Below are 19095 nucleotides of genomic sequence, written 5' to 3' on the forward strand. Positions count from 1 at the left end.
TAATAATGGGTACATTGAATGATTTTAAATTAGTAAATAATATTTCAAAAAAATATTTTGAACAGTTAAAATTGAATATAGACATATCGGATATTGAAAAATCAAGATTAGGATTTTATATGTTTGTGTTATCTTGTGTAACTGATATTACTGATATTGAAGATTTGAAAGAACTTGTGATTGATACAGATTTTCAAAGAAAAGTTTTTGGTAGAACAAATAATGATTTGGGAATTGATGCTGTATATATCGATGAAGATAAACATGAAATTAAACTTTTCAATTTTAAATATAGAGAAAACTATAAAGCTGATAAAACACAAGCATTAAATACAGTTAGTGATAGTACAAAATTTTTAAATTCTATTTCAAGTGGTAATTTAGAAGGTTTAGATGAACTGACTAAAGAAGTAGTAAATTCAATTATTGAAAGATATAACTCTAACGAAATTTGGACAACTCAGCTATATTTGATTTCTAACGAGAACCAGAGGTTAAACTTAAATATTAATGAGGTCCAGTCTTTTATAAGTACTAATAGCGTAGATATTGTTCCTATATGTTTAGATGATATTATTGAATTCATCTCAGATAAACCTGATGATAGAACTGCAACATTTGTTATTGATTCTGATTCGGTAATGATTTTCAAAGATGATCCTATGTCTTCATCACAATCTTATCTGGTAAAACTGCCATTGATTACCTTAATTAGATTGACTTGTAAAAATGAGGAACTACGAAATAAATATGCTATTGAAGATTATACAGAGTTAGAGAGTCAAAGCCTTGATGTTGCTTTATTATATGATAATGTCAGAGGGTATTTGGGTAACACAAAATTTAATAAAAATATTCTCAATTCACTTGATGAAGAACCTAATCGATTCTTTATGTATAACAACGGTATAACAATAACGACCAACAAAATACAAGTCCAGAAGATCAATGCAAACCATAAATTAAGGTGTACTTTGGAGGGATTTCAAATTGTAAACGGAGGACAAACTCTTCGTACCATATATAAATATAAAGAAGCTGGTTTTGATGAAGAAAAGCTTTCAAATGCTGAAATACTGGTTAGGATTTTTCAAACAGAAAATGATAGTGCTTTGACTAATAATATTGCAGAGTTTACAAATAGTCAAAATGCAATTTCTGCAGTTGATCTAAAATCAATAAGTAATATTCAGATAAAAATTGAGGAATACTTTAGGGAGAATGGAATTTCCTATATACGGAAAACAGATAAGAGCAGTAAGGTATCAAATGAATCAGTTACTATGGAAGTCATGGCTCAATTAATTTATTCAAAAATGGGTTATCCTGAGGTTGTAACAAATCAAAAATCTGCATTATTTAACAGATATTATGATGAAATCTTTAATGATCAACTAGATTTTGATGAGCTGATTGCTTTATTTAGAACCTACAAAAAAATTGAAATAGAATATAAAGAATCTACAAAACAGATGCGTTTCTATATTATTTGGATGATGTTAGATAAAGGTATGGATATAAGTACCTCAATAGAAAAACTCGAAAAAGCGTTGTCAACGTATAAAAAAGATGAAAATTTATCAAATGCTCGTAAGATAATTCAAAAACCCTTTAAAATTCATCTTGAAAATATTTTACAATTTAACAGGGAGATACAAAAATGACACAACTATCACCAAAATACAATCCAGCTGAGGTTGAGGCTGGGCGTTATCAGAAATGGCTTGAGGAGGATGTTTTCAAGCCTTCAGGCGACAAGAAAGCTAAGCCTTATTCTATTGTGATTCCACCGCCAAATGTCACTGGGAAACTCCACTTGGGTCACGCTTGGGACACGACGCTTCAAGATATTATCATCCGTCAAAAACGCATGCAGGGCTTTGATACCCTCTGGCTGCCTGGTATGGACCATGCGGGGATTGCGACGCAGGCTAAAGTAGAAGCCCGCTTGGCTGAAGATGGCATTTCCCGCTATGATCTGGGTCGTGAAAAATTCCTTGATAAGGTCTGGGAATGGAAGGACGAATATGCGACAACCATCAAGGAACAATGGGGCAAGATGGGGATTTCCGTCGATTATTCGCGGGAACGTTTTACCCTTGATGAAGGCTTGTCAAAAGCGGTCCGCAAGGTTTTCGTAGAGCTTTATAAAAAGGGCTGGATTTACCGCGGCGAATTTATCATCAACTGGGATCCGAAAGCTCGCACAGCTTTGTCCGACATTGAAGTCATCCACAAGGACGTGGAAGGTGCTTTCTATCACATGAACTATATGCTGGAAGATGGTTCACGCGCTTTGGAAGTTGCGACTACGCGTCCAGAGACCATGTTTGGGGATACGGCTGTCGCTGTCAATCCAAACGATGACCGCTACAAAGACCTGATCGGCAAAAATGTTATCCTGCCAATCGTTAACAAACCAATCCCAATCGTAGCCGACGAACATGCCGATCCAGAATTCGGAACGGGTGTCGTTAAAATCACACCTGCCCATGATCCTAACGACTTTCTTGTCGGTCAACGCCATGACCTGCCGCAAGTCAATGTCATGAACGACGACGGAACTATGAATGAACTGGCTGGTGAATTTGCTGGCATGGATCGTTTCGAGGCTCGCAAGGCGACGGTTGCTAAATTAGAGGAAATCGGCGCTCTTGTCAATATTGAAAAAATGGTTCACTCGGTCGGTCACTCAGAACGGACTGGTGTTATGGTTGAACCTCGCTTGTCCACCCAATGGTTCGTTAAGATGGATGAGTTGGCTAAAAATGCCATTGCCAACCAAGATACCGATGACAAAGTGGACTTTTACCCACCGCGTTTCAATGATACCTTCCTCCAATGGATGGAAAACGTCCACGACTGGGTTATCTCTCGTCAGCTCTGGTGGGGGCATCAAATCCCTGCTTGGTACAATGCGGACGGTGACATGTATGTCGGCGAAGAAGCTCCTGAGGGTGATGGCTGGAAGCAGGACGAAGATGTGCTTGACACTTGGTTCAGCTCTGCCCTTTGGCCATTTTCAACCATGGGCTGGCCTGACACGGACTCAGAAGACTTCAAACGTTACTTCCCAACCTCAACCCTTGTGACGGGTTACGATATCATCTTCTTCTGGGTATCTCGTATGATTTTCCAATCCTTGGAATTCACTGGCCATCGCCCCTTCAAGAATGTCCTTATCCACGGTCTCATTCGTGACGAACAAGGTCGTAAGATGTCCAAATCCCTAGGCAACGGGATTGATCCTATGGATGTTGTTGACAAATACGGTGCTGATGCTTTGCGCTGGTTCCTCTCAAACGGTTCTGCACCGGGTCAAGACGTGCGTTTCAGCTATGAAAAGATGGACGCTGCTTGGAACTTCATCAACAAGATTTGGAACATTTCCCGCTATATCCTCATGAACAATGAAGGCCTTACCCTCGACCAAGCAACAGCCAATGTGGACAAGGTTGTTAATAGCACAGCTGGTAACGTCACTGACCGCTGGATTCTTCATAATCTCAATGAAACCATTGCCAAGGTCACTGAAAACTTTGACAAGTTCGAGTTTGGTGTGGCTGGTCATATCCTCTATAACTTTATCTGGGATGAATTTGCCGACTGGTATGTCGAGTTGACCAAGGAAGTTCTCTACAGCGACAACGAAGACGAAAAAGTCATCACGCGCTCTGTCCTTCTCTACACTTTGGACAAAATTCTGCGTCTCCTCCACCCCATCATGCCTTTCGTGACAGAAGAAATCTTCGGGCAAATCTCTGAAGGTTCTATCGTGACAGCAGCTTATCCAGTCGTTAATCCTGCTTTTGAAAATGCCGTTGCGCATTCTGGCGTGGAAAGCCTCAAAGACCTGATTCGTGCGGTTCGTAATGCGCGTGCAGAAGTCAACGTTGCCCCATCCAAGCCTATTACCATCTTGGTGAAGACAACAGATGCTGAATTAGAAAGCTTCTTCAAGGCCAATACCAACTACATCAAACGCTTCACCAATCCAGAACACTTGGAAATCAGCTCAGCTATTGCTGCCCCAGAACTAGCTATGTCAAGCGTCATCACGGGCGCAGAAATCTTCCTGCCGCTGGCTGACCTGCTCAATGTCGAAGAAGAATTAGCCCGCCTCAACAAAGAACTCGCCAAATGGCAGAAAGAACTGGACATGGTTGCCAAGAAGCTCAGCAACGAAAAATTCGTCGCCAACGCCAAACCAGAAATCGTCCAAAAAGAACGCAACAAACAAGCCGACTACCAAGCTAAATACGACGCAACAGTAGCAAGGATTGAAGAGATGGAGAAGTTGGCCTAGTGGTCTAAAATCACTTGATACAGCGTTAGCTCGTCTTGCCGTACCATCAGTACAGCATGCAACTTTGCAGCCTTGCCTCAAGCTGATTTTAGCCCTACTAGATATCAGAAAACACGGTGGAATGCCGTGTTTTTTGTGGTATAATCGCATAGTAAGTATTGATTAAGGAGATGTATAGTGAGGATTTCAGATTTTATTTATGTATTGAAATTTTTTGGTGAACGGATTGAGAAACGACCTAAAATAATTGGTTTTGATATGATTAATTTGAGAAACGAGACAATCAATAGTTTGTATGAGGAAGAAACATCAGAAGTGTATTGTCACAAAAAGTTAGTCATAATTTAATAGTTGAAAATCCTTCTAAACTTTTATAGAATCTGCCAACTATTTCCTTGTGGTCGAATCCTTGAAAGAAGTCGCTTTAATCGTCGGTCAAAACAATTAATTTGGCTAGTGCAACTGATTCGCCAAGCTATGAACAAGCAACTATCACCTGATACTATCGTCATCATGGATAGTTTCCCTTTAAGACTTTGTCAGCCTGTTCGCAACTATAGAGCAAGTATTTTTGAAGGGCTGGCAGACATTGGTTACAATGCGTCTAAACACTTATGGTTCTATGGTTTCAAAGTTCACATGCTAGTCACCTTATCTGGCTATATTTTGAACTATGTTGTCACGTCAGCTTCTGTTCATGATATTAAAGTGGTTGATGACTTATTGGAAAACTGCCAACAATCTGTGATTTTAGCAGACTTGGGCTACCTCAGTTGGGAGCTGAAAGATAGCTTGGAACGAAGAGGGTATCACTACAGTTGAGGATTGAACAAATCCTATTGACTTATAATATGAGCTATTTTGAGTTTAACTAGCACCACGGGTATCTTATGAACTTAAATTAATTTGTAATGTTGCATAGTAAAAAGAAATAACGAGGTTAAGTGATATGGCTGAACCAAAGACGAAACGATTACTTTATTTTATGTCTGAACTGGAAAAGGGAAATCGGATAAACAAGGATGAGTATCTGTCTAAGTTTGATGTTAGCGATAGGACAATGAAAGAAGACATCAGTGAACTGAAAGCAAATTTAAAAGAATTGCGCCCTAATATGCAAGTCAAATTTTCACGAAAATATGCTTGCTATTACGCAAACTATGAACAAGGATATGGAAATTTAAAATACAATCAAGCAGTTATTCTATCAAAAATTTTATTGGAGAGCAGAGCATTGCGAAAAGATGAAGTCTCTGAAATTATTAATATTTTTGTTGAACGTGCAGTTGATGATAAAGAGCGTACAAGAATTAAGAAATTAACTCAGTTTGAACTTAACAGTTATCAGGAATTAAAGTTTTATCAAGAATCTAATCAGTCTATTTTGCCGACTATTTCCGCTATTTTTGATGCGATTGTTGATCAACGTCCGCTAGCTTTTAGTTATGCAAAGCCATCTAGCAAGGTTGAAGAGTATATTGTTTTGCCGATTTCTGTTATTTTTGATAGTCATTATTTTTACTGTATTTCTTACAAATTAGATGAAAATTTTAAGAGTCAATACAAACTCCAAGAATTAAGATATTTTCGAGTAGATAGATTTAAAACCATTCACAAATCTATTCTAAATTCCGCTTTTTCACTAACCAAAGAGGAGCAAAAACAACTTATTAAGGATGAACAAGTTCGATACCAGACATTCTCAATGCTTTCTGATCAAAAGTGGGTGAAGATTCAGTTTAAGTATACTGGCAAATTTAGAGACATACTAGAAGCAGATATTCCAAAATTGAAAATTATTAATGAGCTGGAAGAAGCTATAATCTATGAGATTGAAACACTGAGTTTGCTTGGTTTCCAGAAATATATTCAACGTTTTGACGGAGATTTTGTATTTCTGAATATAAAAAACATAAAAAATAACTATGATTAATACAAAAAATCTCTTATAAAATTTAACTACAAGTACATGTTTTATGTACTTGTAGTTATTTTTTTAATAAGAATAAGTATGTATAGCACCTAATTTAAATTAAAATGTCAAAAAAATGTTTATTTAATGATTTTTTCTGATATACTTTAAGTATAAAAGTAACTGAACATACATTAGTAATTTTGATATTGTTTATTTGAAATATCTATTTGTTCGTATAAATGATTTGTGAGGTGAATGAATGATTTTAGCACATTATGAACATGAAACAGATAAGAAACAGTCATTAGAGGAACATTCCTTTAATGTAGCCAACAAGGCAAGGGAGGATGCTGCCCCTATCGGACAAGGAGATATTCTATTTCTATTAGGACTTTATCATGATTTGGGGAAAGCTGATAAGAAGTTTCAAGATAAATTAACCAAGAATCCTGCTATGCACGTTGATCATTCCTATGCCGGTGCTAAGTATTTGTTTGAGAAAATCAAAATATGCCTTTCGGCAAAGGATGTTGATAAAGCAGCGCGTTTACATTTCAACGATATTGTTGCTTATGTTATTGCTGCTCATCATGGAATGTTTGATATTTATTATTATGACGAAGAAGCGGACCAATATAATTATAATAAACTTAGAAATCGCATTGCTAAGCAGATGTCAGATTATCATTTCGATAGTGAAGTAAAACATTATGCTGCCTTTTTAGAATCGAAATTGCAAGATTATGGCTATCAGCATTTAGATGATTTGATTTTAAAAGCCTTTAAAAATTATCAACAGGCTATGGCAAATTTGGACTATCGGGATAGCAGTGAGGAAGCTTATTATCAATCATGCCTTGTGCGATTGTATCTATCATTGCTAAAGAATGCTGATATTTTGGATACAATCAACGCTTATGGTCTAATTGTTAATCCATTAAAACAGGAAGAAAGAATAAAACTAAACGAGTCATATCTTGAAGCTATCGAGAAAAAGTATCGTAGTTTTGCCCATCCAACGACTAAACTCAACATCATTCGGACACAAATTAGTGCGCGCGTCCAAAACAGAGGGGAAAATGATTCGACTGGGATATATCGATTAGACCTGCCAACTGGTGCTGGTAAGACGAATCTCAGTATGCGATACGCCTTTCATCAATTAGTCGACCAAAATAAATCAAGATTTTTCTACATTACACCATTTTTATCCGTTTTAGAACAGAATGCTGCTGAAATTAGAAAAATAACGGGTGATGCAGGCGTATTAGAACACCATTCGAATGTTATCAGACAAACCGATGATAATGACGAAAAAGAAACGTTGATGTCTGACTACCTGATTGACAGTTGGGATAGTCAGATTGTCTTGACATCAATGGTGCAATTTTTTCAAACTTTATTCAAAACAAAATCCTCTAATATTAGACGTTTCTCAAGTCTTATTGACAGTGTCTTGATCCTGGATGAAGTTCAGTCTTTACCGATTGAAGTGATGACTTTGTTTAATTTAACCATGAATTTTTTAAATAAAGTGATGAATACAACCATTATTCTATGTACGGCTACACAGCCAGTCTATGATTCTGCTGCTATTGAACATAGAATTTCTTATGGCGGTAAAAATGATGAATCTGCTGACATTGTTGATTTAAAGCATGATGAGAAAGAAGTCTTTTCAAGAACAGAGCTGAGAAAATTCGATGAAGATAATCAAAACTCGAAGCTTTCAGATTTGGTAGATTTTGTTTTGAAAAATGATGAATCAACCCTTGCAATTTTCAATACCAAAAAGACAGTTGATACATTCTATACTCTGCTTGAAGATCGGACAGACAGACCAATCTATCAGCTTTCAACCAATATGTGTGCACAGCATAGACTAGATATTATTTCAGAAATTAAACAGCAATTAAAAGATGATATTCCCATTATTTGTATCAGTACCCAGTTAATCGAAGCGGGAGTTGATGTTGATTTTAATCGTGTCATTCGTTCCTATGCAGGAATTGACTCAATTGTGCAAGCTAGTGGGCGTTGCAATCGTGAGGGTAAGTGTGATAAAGGTCAAGTCACCTTAGTTAATGTGACAAGTGAAGAAGAAAATATCTCTCAACTTAAAGAGATAAAGGCTAAGAAGGATGCAACAGAACATATTATACATAAGATTTCATCGCCCATAGACACTTCTCTTTTAAATCGTGATTTCTTTGAGTATTATTATGCTAATAACTCTGGTTTAATGGACTATCCTTTGGAACATGATGGCGAATCAGTTTATGATTATTTAAGTGTTAATGAGCATCAAAAGAGACCAAAGTTTTTTGGAAAACTAAAACAAGCTTTTAAGACTGCTGGTTTGAAGATGAATCTGATAAATAATGAAACCATTGGTGTGTTCGTTCCTTACGGAGATGCTGCAGAAAAATTATTGATTTTAGAAGAATTATGCGAATCTGATTATCCGTCTGTTGAAGGCTATCAAGCCATAAAAGGACTTTTAAAGGAATTGCAGCCTTATACGGTAAATGTTCGTGAGCATGATCAAATACTTGAAGCGACAAAATCTTATCTTCATGGGCAAATTTGTATTTTGTCTGATGGTTATTATGATGAGAAAAAGGGTATCACCTTGGAAACGGGCGGTTTCCTTATGTAGCTTCAAATGAAAACAGGCCAACGAAAGTTAGTAGAGAACTTCGTTGACCTGTCATTCAGCTTAAATAATCACTAAATATAATTTCAATTTATGTATTACCGTGATAGAAGGAGGTTTGACCTTGTATAGATCGAGAAATTTTTATGTTAGAATCCGAGGCGATCTGGGATTATTTACAAACCCAGCTACTAAAGGCGGCAGTGAAAGGAGTTCTTACTCGGTACCCACAAGACAGGCCTTGAACGGAATAATTGATAGCATCTATTATAAACCTACATTTACGAATGTTGTCACTGAAGTAAAGGTTGTCAATCAAATTCAAACAGAGTTGCATGGTGTTCGTGCGCTGTTGCACGATTACAGTGCTGATTTGAGCTACGTGTCCTATTTGAGCGATGTCGACTACCTTGTCAAATTTCATTTTATTTGGAATGAAAATCGCGAAGATTTAATTCAGGATAGACTGCCTAATAAGCACGAAGCCATTATGGAACGCTCTATTCGAAAGGGTGGGCGTCGGGATGTTTTTATTGGCACGAGAGAATGCTTGGGTCTGGTTGATGAAATCAGTCAAGAAGAGTATGAAACAATCCCTTCTTATTATGATGGTGTCACTATTGATTTAGGGATTATGTTCCATTCTTTTGCCTACCCGACAGATAAAACAAGGCCGCTGAAATCTTATTTCACCAAAACAGTAATGGAAAATGGTGTCATTAAATTTAAGTCTCAGTCTGAGTGTGAGATTGAAAATACTTTGTCTAGTTACGCATTTAAAGCACCTGGACAGATTAGATCAGTTGATGACGAGTATAAAGAATACGAAGCTATAGAGAAAGGGGAAAGCTAATGGATTTTTTTACTTCTCTCTTAAAAGCTTATGAAAAAGCAGAGGAAACGGGTTTAGTTGATCAACAAAAAGGCGATAGTGAGGCTGTTTTGCTGCCGATTTATCATACCAGTTTGAAGTCAAATGGGAAAAATATTATTTCAGTCAAATTGGATCAGGATGGCAGTTTTTATAAGGCAGAATTCATGGCTAATAATCAAACGATTATTTTTCCTGTGACTGCGGATTCTGTTGCGAGATCGGGCAGCACCCCTGCACCGCACCCTCTTGTTGACAAGTTTTCTTATTATATTTCAGAGGTGAGCCAATCACAATATAATGATTTTCATAAACAATTGGCTAATTGGATTACTTATTGTGAGGAAGGTGAAGTCAAGGATTTTTTAACAAAGATTCAGCATTTTATTCTCCAACCAGATTTTCTAAGTAGCATTCTTCACTCTTTATATGGTGAGCATTACCAAAGAGAAAGTTTGAAAGTCACCTATTCGGACTCTGATGGAAAAGCTAAGACTGTTGATTTATCAGCTTATTTTTTAGAATTTTCAATTGTACAATTTCAGGGTTTTAAAGATGAATCAGTAACCACTTATCAAGCATTACATCAAGCCTTTATTTCTTTTATAACAGCTAATCGAGATAATTTGGGAATTTGTAATATTAGCGGACGAACGGAGCAAATTACCAATAAACATCGGGGACTGATGGGGAATGCTAAAATTATTTCGGTTAGTAATAAAGGAGAAGCCTATAAAGGACGCTTCAAGGAGCGGGAAGATGTTTTTAGTGTTGGCTATGAAACCTCTGAAAAAATTCATTTAATGATTAAGTATCTGCTGGAAAATAAAAACAGCAGTACTTGGCTGGGTTCGTCACAATATCTCATCAATTGGTTTAGTGACGATTTAGCAAATGAAAGTCAATTGGATATTGTGAAGCCGGTGTTTGATGATTTATTTGAAGATGATGAAGGCGAGGAAGACAGTCTGTTTTCCATCAAACCGAATGAAGAAAATAGGCAACTAGGATCTTCATTTATCAAGGGGCGAAAATTGTTTAGCAGTGATGCAACCTACTATGTTGCCATACTGAACAAAACAAGCAATGGTCGAATTGCGTTAAAATACTTCCGCCAGCTTCAAGCTTCTCAGTTATTGAAAAATTTGGAAACCTGGCAGGAAAATTACTCTTGGGAAGCAAGAAGAAAAGAAGGTAATTATAAATTAAAAACACCAACTTTTAATGAAATAATCAGCGCTGCCTATGGCGTTGACAGAGAGCGTTATTTAGAATTGGATAATGATAGTTTCCGCAGTGATCAGTATCAGCAATTAGTCACTGCTTTGATTGATGGAAAACCAGCGCCGTCTTCAATTGTTAAAAAATTAGAGAATAATATCAAACAGAGACAAAAATATCCAAAACATTGGTATCAAGTACAACAAGTTAGTCTTGGAATGTTACATAAACAAAATGGAAGGGAGTTTACACCGATGTTAGACCATGAAGAAACAGATCGTTCTTATTTATTCGGACGATTGCTTGCCATTTATGAATTGATTGAGGCGCAGCGCTATGCCTTAGATGGCGGCAGCCAAGAACGCATCACGAATGCAGAACGTTATTGGACCGCCTACACAGGTCAACCAGCAAAGATGATGAATCATTTAGAAAATAAGGTTAAACCTTATGAAGAAACTTTAAAACTAAATAAACCGGGTATCTGGCATAAGCTAGAAAAAGAAAGAGCGGAAATTATTCAGCTTTTAACTCCGTTGTATGCTAATAAGGAGTTTACACAGCCCTTAGACTATAAATTTATTTTTGGCTACTACGCTGAAAAACAATTTTATTACACTAAACAAACTAAAGAAAATGAGGAATAAGATATGCTAGAACATAAGATTGATTTTATGGTGACCGTTGAAGTGAGAGAAGCTAACGCAAATGGAGACCCCTTATCAGGAAATATGCCCAGAACGGATGCGAAAGGTCATGGCTTGATGAGCGATGTCTCTATTAAGCGCAAAATTAGAAACCGTATGCAGGATATGGGGCAGTCTACTTTTGTACAAGCAGGAGATCGTATTGAAGATGAGTTCAAATCTTTAGAAAAACGCTTTTCAAACCAATTTACGGCTAAAACTCCTGACAGTGAAGTTGAAGAAAGGGCTAATCAATTATGGTTAGATGTCCGTTCCTTTGGTCAAGTCTTCACTTACTTAAAAAAATCAATAGGTGTACGTGGTCCAGTTTCTATTAGTATGGCAAAATCTTTAGAGCCAATCGTGATTTCTAGTTTACAGATTACTCGCAGCACCAACGGTATGGAAGCTAAAAATGAAAGCGGCCGTTCATCTGACACCATGGGAACAAAGCATTTTGTAGATTACGGTGTCTATATCATCAAAGGTTCTATTAACCCGAATTTTGCTGAAAAAACTGGCTTCTCTGATGAAGATGCCGAAGTAATTAAGGAAGCTCTCCTGAGTCTTTTTGAAAACGATGCGTCATCCGCTCGTCCTGAAGGGTCTATGCGTGTCCGGGAAGTCTTCTGGTTTACCCATGCCAGCAAATTAGGCAATGTGTCCAGTGCGCGTGTCTTTGACTTGTTAGAATTTGACAAAGAAAAGCAAGACAAAGACAGTTATGAAGATTATGCCATTCATCTTAATAAAGAAACATTGGCAGATTATGAAGCAAAAGGATTGAAAGTTGACATCTTAGAAGGACTCTGATATGGTTTATTCAGAAGATGACTATCTTATGTTATCGGGCATTCAGCATTTCCAATTTTGCAGGAGGCAGTGGGGCTTGATTCACATTGAGCAGCAATGGGCGGATAATGAAGCAACTGCCCATGGTCAAATTCTGCATCAGAAGGCGGATAATCCTTATATTAAGGAAAAACGCAAAGATGTCATTATTTCCAGAGCTATGCATGTTTCATCAAAAACGCTTGGTCTCTATGGAATTCTTGATGTTGTGGAATTTCATAAAGATAAAAACGGGGTTGCTTTGAAAGGCAAGCGCGGAAAGTGGCTGCCAACGATTGTCGAGTATAAGCGTGGAAAACCGAAAAGAGATAACCGTGATATTGTGCAGTTGGCAGCACAGACCATTTGTCTTGAGGAAACACTGGGATGTCCTATTGAGACTGGGTGTCTTTATTACCATAGTGTGAATCAAAAGAAGGTTATTGAAATTACTGAGGCATTGCGCCAAGAAGTTTTTGATTTAGCTGGACAAATGCATTATTATTATGATAATAAAATCATTGATAAGGCAGAATATTTTAAAAACTGTCCGCTGTGTTCGTTAGTGGATATCTGTAAACCACGTCTAAGTAAGAAATCACGAAATGTTGCCAATTATATCAAACAGTCTCTGGTGAGTGAGGAGAGTTTATGAAAAAATTGCTGAATACGTTATATTTGACGCAGGATAACTTTTATTTGACACGTGAGCGGGATAATATTGTCATTAAGCAGGAAGGAAAAGCTGTTCATCGTTTTCCCTATCGCATTATTGATGGTATCGTTTGCTTTTCATACTTAGGGGCCTCACCATCTTTGATTGAACTTTGTGCTAAAAATCAGATTAATCTCTCTTTTCATACTCCCCAAGGTCGTTTTTGCGGCCGCTTTGTTGGCCCCGCTAATGGGAATGTCCTGCTGAGGCGAGCGCATTACCGTTTGGCTGATGACAACCAGTCTGCAGAGTACGCTAAACGTTTCATTCTTGCTAAAGTGTCGAATGCAAGAAAATACCTCCTGCGTTTCAAACGAGATCACAGAGACAAAATTAATACTCAACTTTTTGAGGAAATTAATACGGAGCTTGTTCGGGCATTAGAAATGATTCAAACTGCACCCGATAAAGAAACCCTGTTAGGGATCGAAGGACAGGCCGCAAATCACTATTTCCGCGCCTTCAATGATTTGGTTTTGACAGATAAAGAAACCTTTCGGTTTAACGGTAGGACACGCAGGCCTCCCTTGGACTGTGTCAACGCTCTCCTGTCATTTGGCTATAGTTTGTTGACCTATGAGTGCCAGTCTGCTTTGGAGGCGGTTGGATTAGACAGCTATGTTGGTTTTTATCATACTGACAGACCAGGTCGGGCGAGTTTGGCCTTGGACTTAGTGGAAGAATTTCGATCCTATATTGTCGATCGCTTTGTTTTTTCTCTGATTAACAAGAGACAGCTGACTAGGAAGGATTTTGATATTAAGGAAAATGGCAGTGTGATTTTAAAGGATAAGGGAAGAAGTACCTTCATTGAAGCTTGGCAGAAGCGTAAGCATACAGAAGCTGAACATCCTTTCACTAAGGAAAAAGTCAAACTGATGTTGCTGCCTTATGTCCAAGCTCAGCTATTGGCCAAAGCGATTCGTGGAGAACTGGAATCCTATCCGCCGTTTTTAATCTAGGAGTCAATTTATGATGGTTTTAGTAACTTATGATGTCAATACGGAAACTGCCGCAGGCAGGAGACGTTTAAGGCATGTTGCAAAACTTTGTGTTGACTACGGTCAACGCGTGCAAAATTCAGTCTTTGAATGCTCGGTAACGCCGGCTGAATTTGTTGAAGTTAAAGCACAGCTGCTGCAAATTATTGATCAGGAGTCTGACAGTATCCGCTTTTATATGTTAGGAAAGCATTGGCAAAACAGGATAGAGACGATTGGCCGTGACGATAGTTATGATCCTGATGTGGGGGTTTTACTCTTATAATTTACACGTGCGAACCTAGGTTGCACATCAAAACCTAGAACATTCGCGCACAAAAACAGAAATATCGTGGCAAAAATTCAGTCTCTATTGAGTCAATTGATTTAATAAATTCTCGGCTTTAGCCACAAACGGTGCAACCACGCGCCGTCGCACCCTACACGGGTGCGTGGATTGAAATACTATCAACATCAACACCTGACAACTATAGCGGCGTCGCACCCTACACGGGTGCGTGGATTGAAATAACAAGCGTGTTACCCAAGCGTCAGCCAACGATGTCGCACCCTACACGGGTGCGTGGATTGAAATTCAAATCAATCTACAGCAATGGTCTTGCAAACGGTCGCACCCTACACGGGTGCGTGGATTGAAATTTTTCTCGACCATGCTTTAGCTGTACAGCACTCTGTCGCACCCTACACGGGTGCGTGGATTGAAATTGGAATGATAGTTCTTTCAGCATACCTGTCAAAGTCGCACCCTACACGGGTGCGTGGATTGAAATTTGATTATGACTCTTACAAAAAATATCATTATACAGTCGCACCCTACACGGGTGCGTGGATTGAAATACTATTGATTGCTATGCTGATGGTGGAATGACTGTCGCACCCTACACGGGTGCGTGGATTGAAATAGTACCTCTTGACGCTGTCTGTTTTCGACCATGGTCGCACCCTACACGGGTGCGTGGATTGAAATAAACAAAGGAATTAGAGCAAGCACAAAAATAAAAGGTCGCACCCTACACGGGTGCGTGGATTGAAATATCAATAAAAATATTATATTTGATGAGTCTATTTTAAGTCGCACCCTACACGGGTGCGTGGATTGAAATAGGGACTGCCAACAAGTTTTGACAACGCTGAAAGCGTCGCACCCTACACGGGTGCGTGGATTGAAATACAGAGAAATTTTACTCAACGACAAAATCCGCGGTCGCACCCTACACGGGTGCGTGGATTGAAATACAGGCTTTGACATTCATTGGGCTTAACTCAACAGTCGCACCCTACACGGGTGCGTGGATTGAAATATTATGTCTAAAGAATACAGGAAATTTAATATAACCGTCGCACCCTACACGGGTGCGTGGATTGAAATTTAAGATTCAGGACAAAAGCTATCGTTCCCAACATTGTCGCACCCTACACGGGTGCGTGGATTGAAATTTGTACCTCTACCATTTTGTCAGGCGAAATAAAAGTCGCACCCTACACGGGTGCGTGGATTGAAATTTCTAAGTATTGAGTGCTTAAAACCCCTGCTTCGTCGCACCCTACACGGGTGCGTGGATTGAAATAGTTCGAAGGACAAGAGTTTGAGGGCTGTTTAGGTCGCACCCTACACGGGTGCGTGGATTGAAATACAGAGAAATTTTACTCAACGACAAAATCCGCGGTCGCACCCTACACGGGTGCGTGGATTGAAATACAGGCTTTGACATTCATTGGGCTTAACTCAACAGTCGCACCCTACACGGGTGCGTGGATTGAAATATTATGTCTAAAGAATACAGGAAATTTAATATAACCGTCGCACCCTACACGGGTGCGTGGATTGAAATAATAATGCAAAGCTCAGTTTCCTGTTCATTGTAAGTCGCACCCTACACGGGTGCGTGGATTGAAATTTAAGATTCAGGACAAAAGCTATCGTTCCCAACATTGTCGCACCCTACACGGGTGCGTGGATTGAAATTTGTACCTCTACCATTTTGTCAGGCGAAATAAAAGTCGCACCCTACACGGGTGCGTGGATTGAAATTTCTAAGTATTGAGTGCTTAAAACCCCTGCTTCGTCGCACCCTACACGGGTGCGTGGATTGAAATAGTTCGAAGGACAAGAGTTTGAGGGCTGTTTAGGTCGCACCCTACACGGGTGCGTGGATTGAAATAGTTGAAGAACTTTGAGTAGTATCAGCATTTTGGTCGCACCCTACACGGGTGCGTGGATTGAAATATTGCACTGGTCTGTAGATGTCTTACTTGGCAAGTGTCGCACCCTACACGGGTGCGTGGATTGAAATCATCTTGACGTTTGTTAGGCGTTCCACCCATAGGTCGCACCCTACACGGGTGCGTGGATTGAAATTAGTTCATATTTCCACCAGCCCCATCCATTTTCGTCGCACCCTACACGGGTGCGTGGATTGAAATTATTAAATGAATTAAAAAAAGAAGAACGGCTAGGTCGCACCCTACACGGGTGCGTGGATTGAAATGGATTTATAGTGAATCGAATTTTTTGGAAGATGTTGTCGCACCCTACACGGGTGCGTGGATTGAAATTTTTTTCCATTAGGTAATTCTACTTTGCAAAAGAGTCGCACCCTACACGGGTGCGTGGATTGAAATATACCTGTATGGATTACAGCTAGACTCACCACCGTCGCACCCTACACGGGTGCGTGGATTGAAATAATCAAACATTTAGACCTTACTATCACAAGCCTAGCGAAGTCGCACCCTACACGGGTGCGTGGATTGAAATAAACATTACTTGCGTAAACACGGTCCAAATGCTTACGTCGCACCCTACACGGGTGCGTGGATTGAAATTTTGAGTTTTCAGATATTGCACATTTTGCCATTCGTCGCACCCTACACGGGTGCGTGGATTGAAATATAATCCGATTTGTTAAACCGCAAAATACCGTCTGTCGCACCCTACACGGGTGCGTGGATTGAAATAAGTGTAAGTTTGAACTTGTCCCAAGACTTATAGTCGCACCCTACACGGGTGCGTGGATTGAAATTTTAAAGGGTAATGAAGTATCAATTAATGAATGGGTCGCACCCTACACGGGTGCGTGGATTGAAATAGTCAACATCAAGCGGACGTGCTTTGTTGAAAGGTCGCACCCTACACGGGTGCGTGGATTGAAATACGACTACATTCGCGCGTTGGCTAAAGTTAAGCAGTCGCACCCTACACGGGTGCGTGGATTGAAATTTTTTTGATAACTTTAGTATAGCATTTTTTTCGGTCGCACCCTACACGGGTGCGTGGATTGAAATACTAAAGCAAAAATGCCTGCGTTGAAAGGATTTGTCGCACCCTACACGGGTGCGTGGATTGAAATCCAGACGATACAGTAGTCAGCATCGACGGGACGGCGTCGCACCCTACACGGGTGCGTGGATTGAAATATGCTGGGATGGATCAAAACGAGAATGGATAGACTGTCGCACCCTACACGGGTGCGTGGATTGAAATTACCTTCCTAAAGTTGAGTACAATCAGACGACTGTCGCACCCTACACGGGTGCGTGGATTGAAATACAGGGTCGAAGAGCGCGCAGAAGTGCAATTCTTTGTCGCACCCTACACGGGTGCGTGGATTGAAATTTTTTTTTGTGGTGTTTAGTGTAGTACTCATTTTGTCGCACCCTACACGGGTGCGTGGATTGAAATAACAGTAGTATTTACAGCTTTACCGTTCACTGAATGTCGCACCCTACACGGGTGCGTGGATTGAAATTTGGAAAACGTAAGCTCCCTTACAGCTATCGTGAGTCGCACCCTACACGGGTGCGTGGATTGAAATACCACCTTGTCTATTAAATTCTGGATAGATATGTCGCACCCTACACGGGTGCGTGGATTGAAATTCATTAGTCCAGATAGTCTGCCTGGAGAAAAAATGTTGCACCCTACACGGGTGCGTGGATTGAAATTGAAGCGTTGTTAACTGTCGTTTTTAAGCTGAAGTCAACGACGTATAGTTTTGATTTTCAAGGAGTATTAGCACATGTTCGTTTTCGTATAGGGTCTTACTATATCATTGCAAAGGTTGATGAGAATTTTGTGATTCTAAATGTTCATGTAGCAACGTGTTCAGATGTTTATAAGTTTAAAGGCAACGGGTGAAAAACAATCTTCTCTAAGCAAGTCTAACGGCAAGGTTGGGCTTGTTTTTGATATAATGAACAGAGATAGATAATCAAAAGTTTAAGGGAGAAAGAGTTTTGCAGGGAGTTGAGGAAAACATGGAAAAAGCTTCATTTGTCGAGAAGCACTTGTCTAGCTTCATTTCGGCTATTATGACAGTTTTGCTTTATCTTATCTGTGGAGCCATTTTTCGCCATCAGATTGCTGGTATTCTGACTGTTTTGAGAGATTCTATAAATACTCCTGGTTATTTCACATGGAGTAGCTTGCTGTTAGTTTTTGTATCGCTGACTATGCTGTTGTGTTTGCCGGGTGGTTTTATCTATTTTATCCTCACTATTTTTGTCCAACCTCATTTGTATTCTAATGGATTCTATGAAATTGTGGACACCAAAAAAGTTTCAGCTACTGTGCTTAAAAAGAAGGCGGATACGTATGGAGACACTGTCTCTACAACGGATTATTGGTTAGTGGTTAAGGTTGATGGGAAACAGCAGAAGCTTCTCTGTCCTTTTAAGGATTATGGCCATTACCATATTGGAGACGAAATCCTCCTTACTCGTCAGCAAGTGAATCATCAAGATAAATTTGTTCAATACGTGTACAAACTGTGATTTCCCTTTTAGGGTAGCTTTGAAACACCCCAGTTAGAAGACTAAAATTCCTTTTCCCTTGAATACAGGAGCAAGCTTTAATCAGAAACTTTTCAACTCTCCAGTTGTCTTTCTTTAGAT

11 protein-coding genes, 1 pseudogene and 1 CRISPR repeat array are annotated in these 19095 nt (G+C 39.2%); all 12 genes and pseudogenes read left to right on the forward strand.

Translation table 11 applies throughout. The features are described from left to right. Window positions 1-5 precede the first annotated feature (5 nt). The 12 genes and pseudogenes from ACVRZ8_RS06095 to ACVRZ8_RS06150 all read left to right on the forward strand — a co-directional run bounded on the left by ACVRZ8_RS06095 (window position 6) and on the right by ACVRZ8_RS06150 (window position 18975). A complete protein-coding gene (locus ACVRZ8_RS06095) occupies window positions 6-1664 on the forward strand; it encodes an AIPR family protein (protein WP_447448427.1) in 1659 nt (552 codons plus the stop codon). Then, a complete protein-coding gene (locus tag ACVRZ8_RS06100; RefSeq protein WP_447448428.1) occupies window positions 1661-4306 on the forward strand; it encodes a valine--tRNA ligase in 2646 nt (881 codons plus the stop codon). Before ACVRZ8_RS06095 ends, ACVRZ8_RS06100 begins: the two co-directional genes overlap by 4 nt. A 363-nt stretch (window positions 4307-4669) precedes the next feature. After that, a pseudogene (locus tag ACVRZ8_RS06105) lies at window positions 4670-5181 on the forward strand (IS982 family transposase); the annotation flags it as partial. A 74-nt stretch (window positions 5182-5255) separates the two neighbouring features. Continuing rightward, window positions 5256-6239, forward strand: a complete 984-nt coding sequence (locus ACVRZ8_RS06110) for a helix-turn-helix transcriptional regulator (protein ID WP_447448429.1) — start codon at window positions 5256-5258, stop codon at window positions 6237-6239. Between the two features lie 241 nt (window positions 6240-6480). Next, window positions 6481-8880, forward strand: coding sequence for a CRISPR-associated helicase Cas3' (gene cas3 / locus ACVRZ8_RS06115; RefSeq protein WP_447448430.1), 2400 nt, complete (start codon window positions 6481-6483; stop codon window positions 8878-8880). Between the two features lie 121 nt (window positions 8881-9001). Next, window positions 9002-9730: a type I-C CRISPR-associated protein Cas5c gene (gene cas5c / locus ACVRZ8_RS06120; protein ID WP_447448431.1), complete on the forward strand. Its 729-nt coding sequence runs from the start codon at window positions 9002-9004 to the stop codon at window positions 9728-9730. Beyond that, window positions 9730-11616, forward strand: a complete 1887-nt coding sequence (gene cas8c, locus ACVRZ8_RS06125; protein WP_447448432.1) for a type I-C CRISPR-associated protein Cas8c/Csd1 — start codon at window positions 9730-9732, stop codon at window positions 11614-11616. Before cas5c ends, cas8c begins: the two co-directional genes overlap by 1 nt. Window positions 11617-11619: 3 nt before the next feature. Further along, entirely contained in the window at window positions 11620-12468 is an 849-nt protein-coding gene (cas7c, locus tag ACVRZ8_RS06130) for a type I-C CRISPR-associated protein Cas7/Csd2 (protein WP_447448433.1), read from the forward strand. Window position 12469: 1 nt separating this feature from the next. Beyond that, window positions 12470-13141: a CRISPR-associated protein Cas4 gene (cas4, locus tag ACVRZ8_RS06135; protein WP_447448434.1), complete on the forward strand. Its 672-nt coding sequence runs from the start codon at window positions 12470-12472 to the stop codon at window positions 13139-13141. Continuing rightward, window positions 13138-14163, forward strand: coding sequence for a type I-C CRISPR-associated endonuclease Cas1c (cas1c, locus tag ACVRZ8_RS06140; RefSeq protein WP_447448435.1), 1026 nt, complete (start codon window positions 13138-13140; stop codon window positions 14161-14163). Before cas4 ends, cas1c begins: the two co-directional genes overlap by 4 nt. A 10-nt stretch (window positions 14164-14173) precedes the next feature. Then, window positions 14174-14467, forward strand: a complete 294-nt coding sequence (cas2, locus tag ACVRZ8_RS06145) for a CRISPR-associated endonuclease Cas2 (RefSeq protein ID WP_447448436.1) — start codon at window positions 14174-14176, stop codon at window positions 14465-14467. A gap of 146 nt (window positions 14468-14613) precedes the next feature. Further along, window positions 14614-18147: direct repeats of the CRISPR family, unit length 32 nt; unit sequence GTCGCACCCTACACGGGTGCGTGGATTGAAAT. A gap of 312 nt (window positions 18148-18459) precedes the next feature. Further along, window positions 18460-18975: a hypothetical protein gene (locus ACVRZ8_RS06150; protein ID WP_447448437.1), complete on the forward strand. Its 516-nt coding sequence runs from the start codon at window positions 18460-18462 to the stop codon at window positions 18973-18975. Window positions 18976-19095 lie beyond the last annotated feature (120 nt).

The sequence above is a fragment of the Streptococcus dentiloxodontae genome (assembly GCF_053206925.1).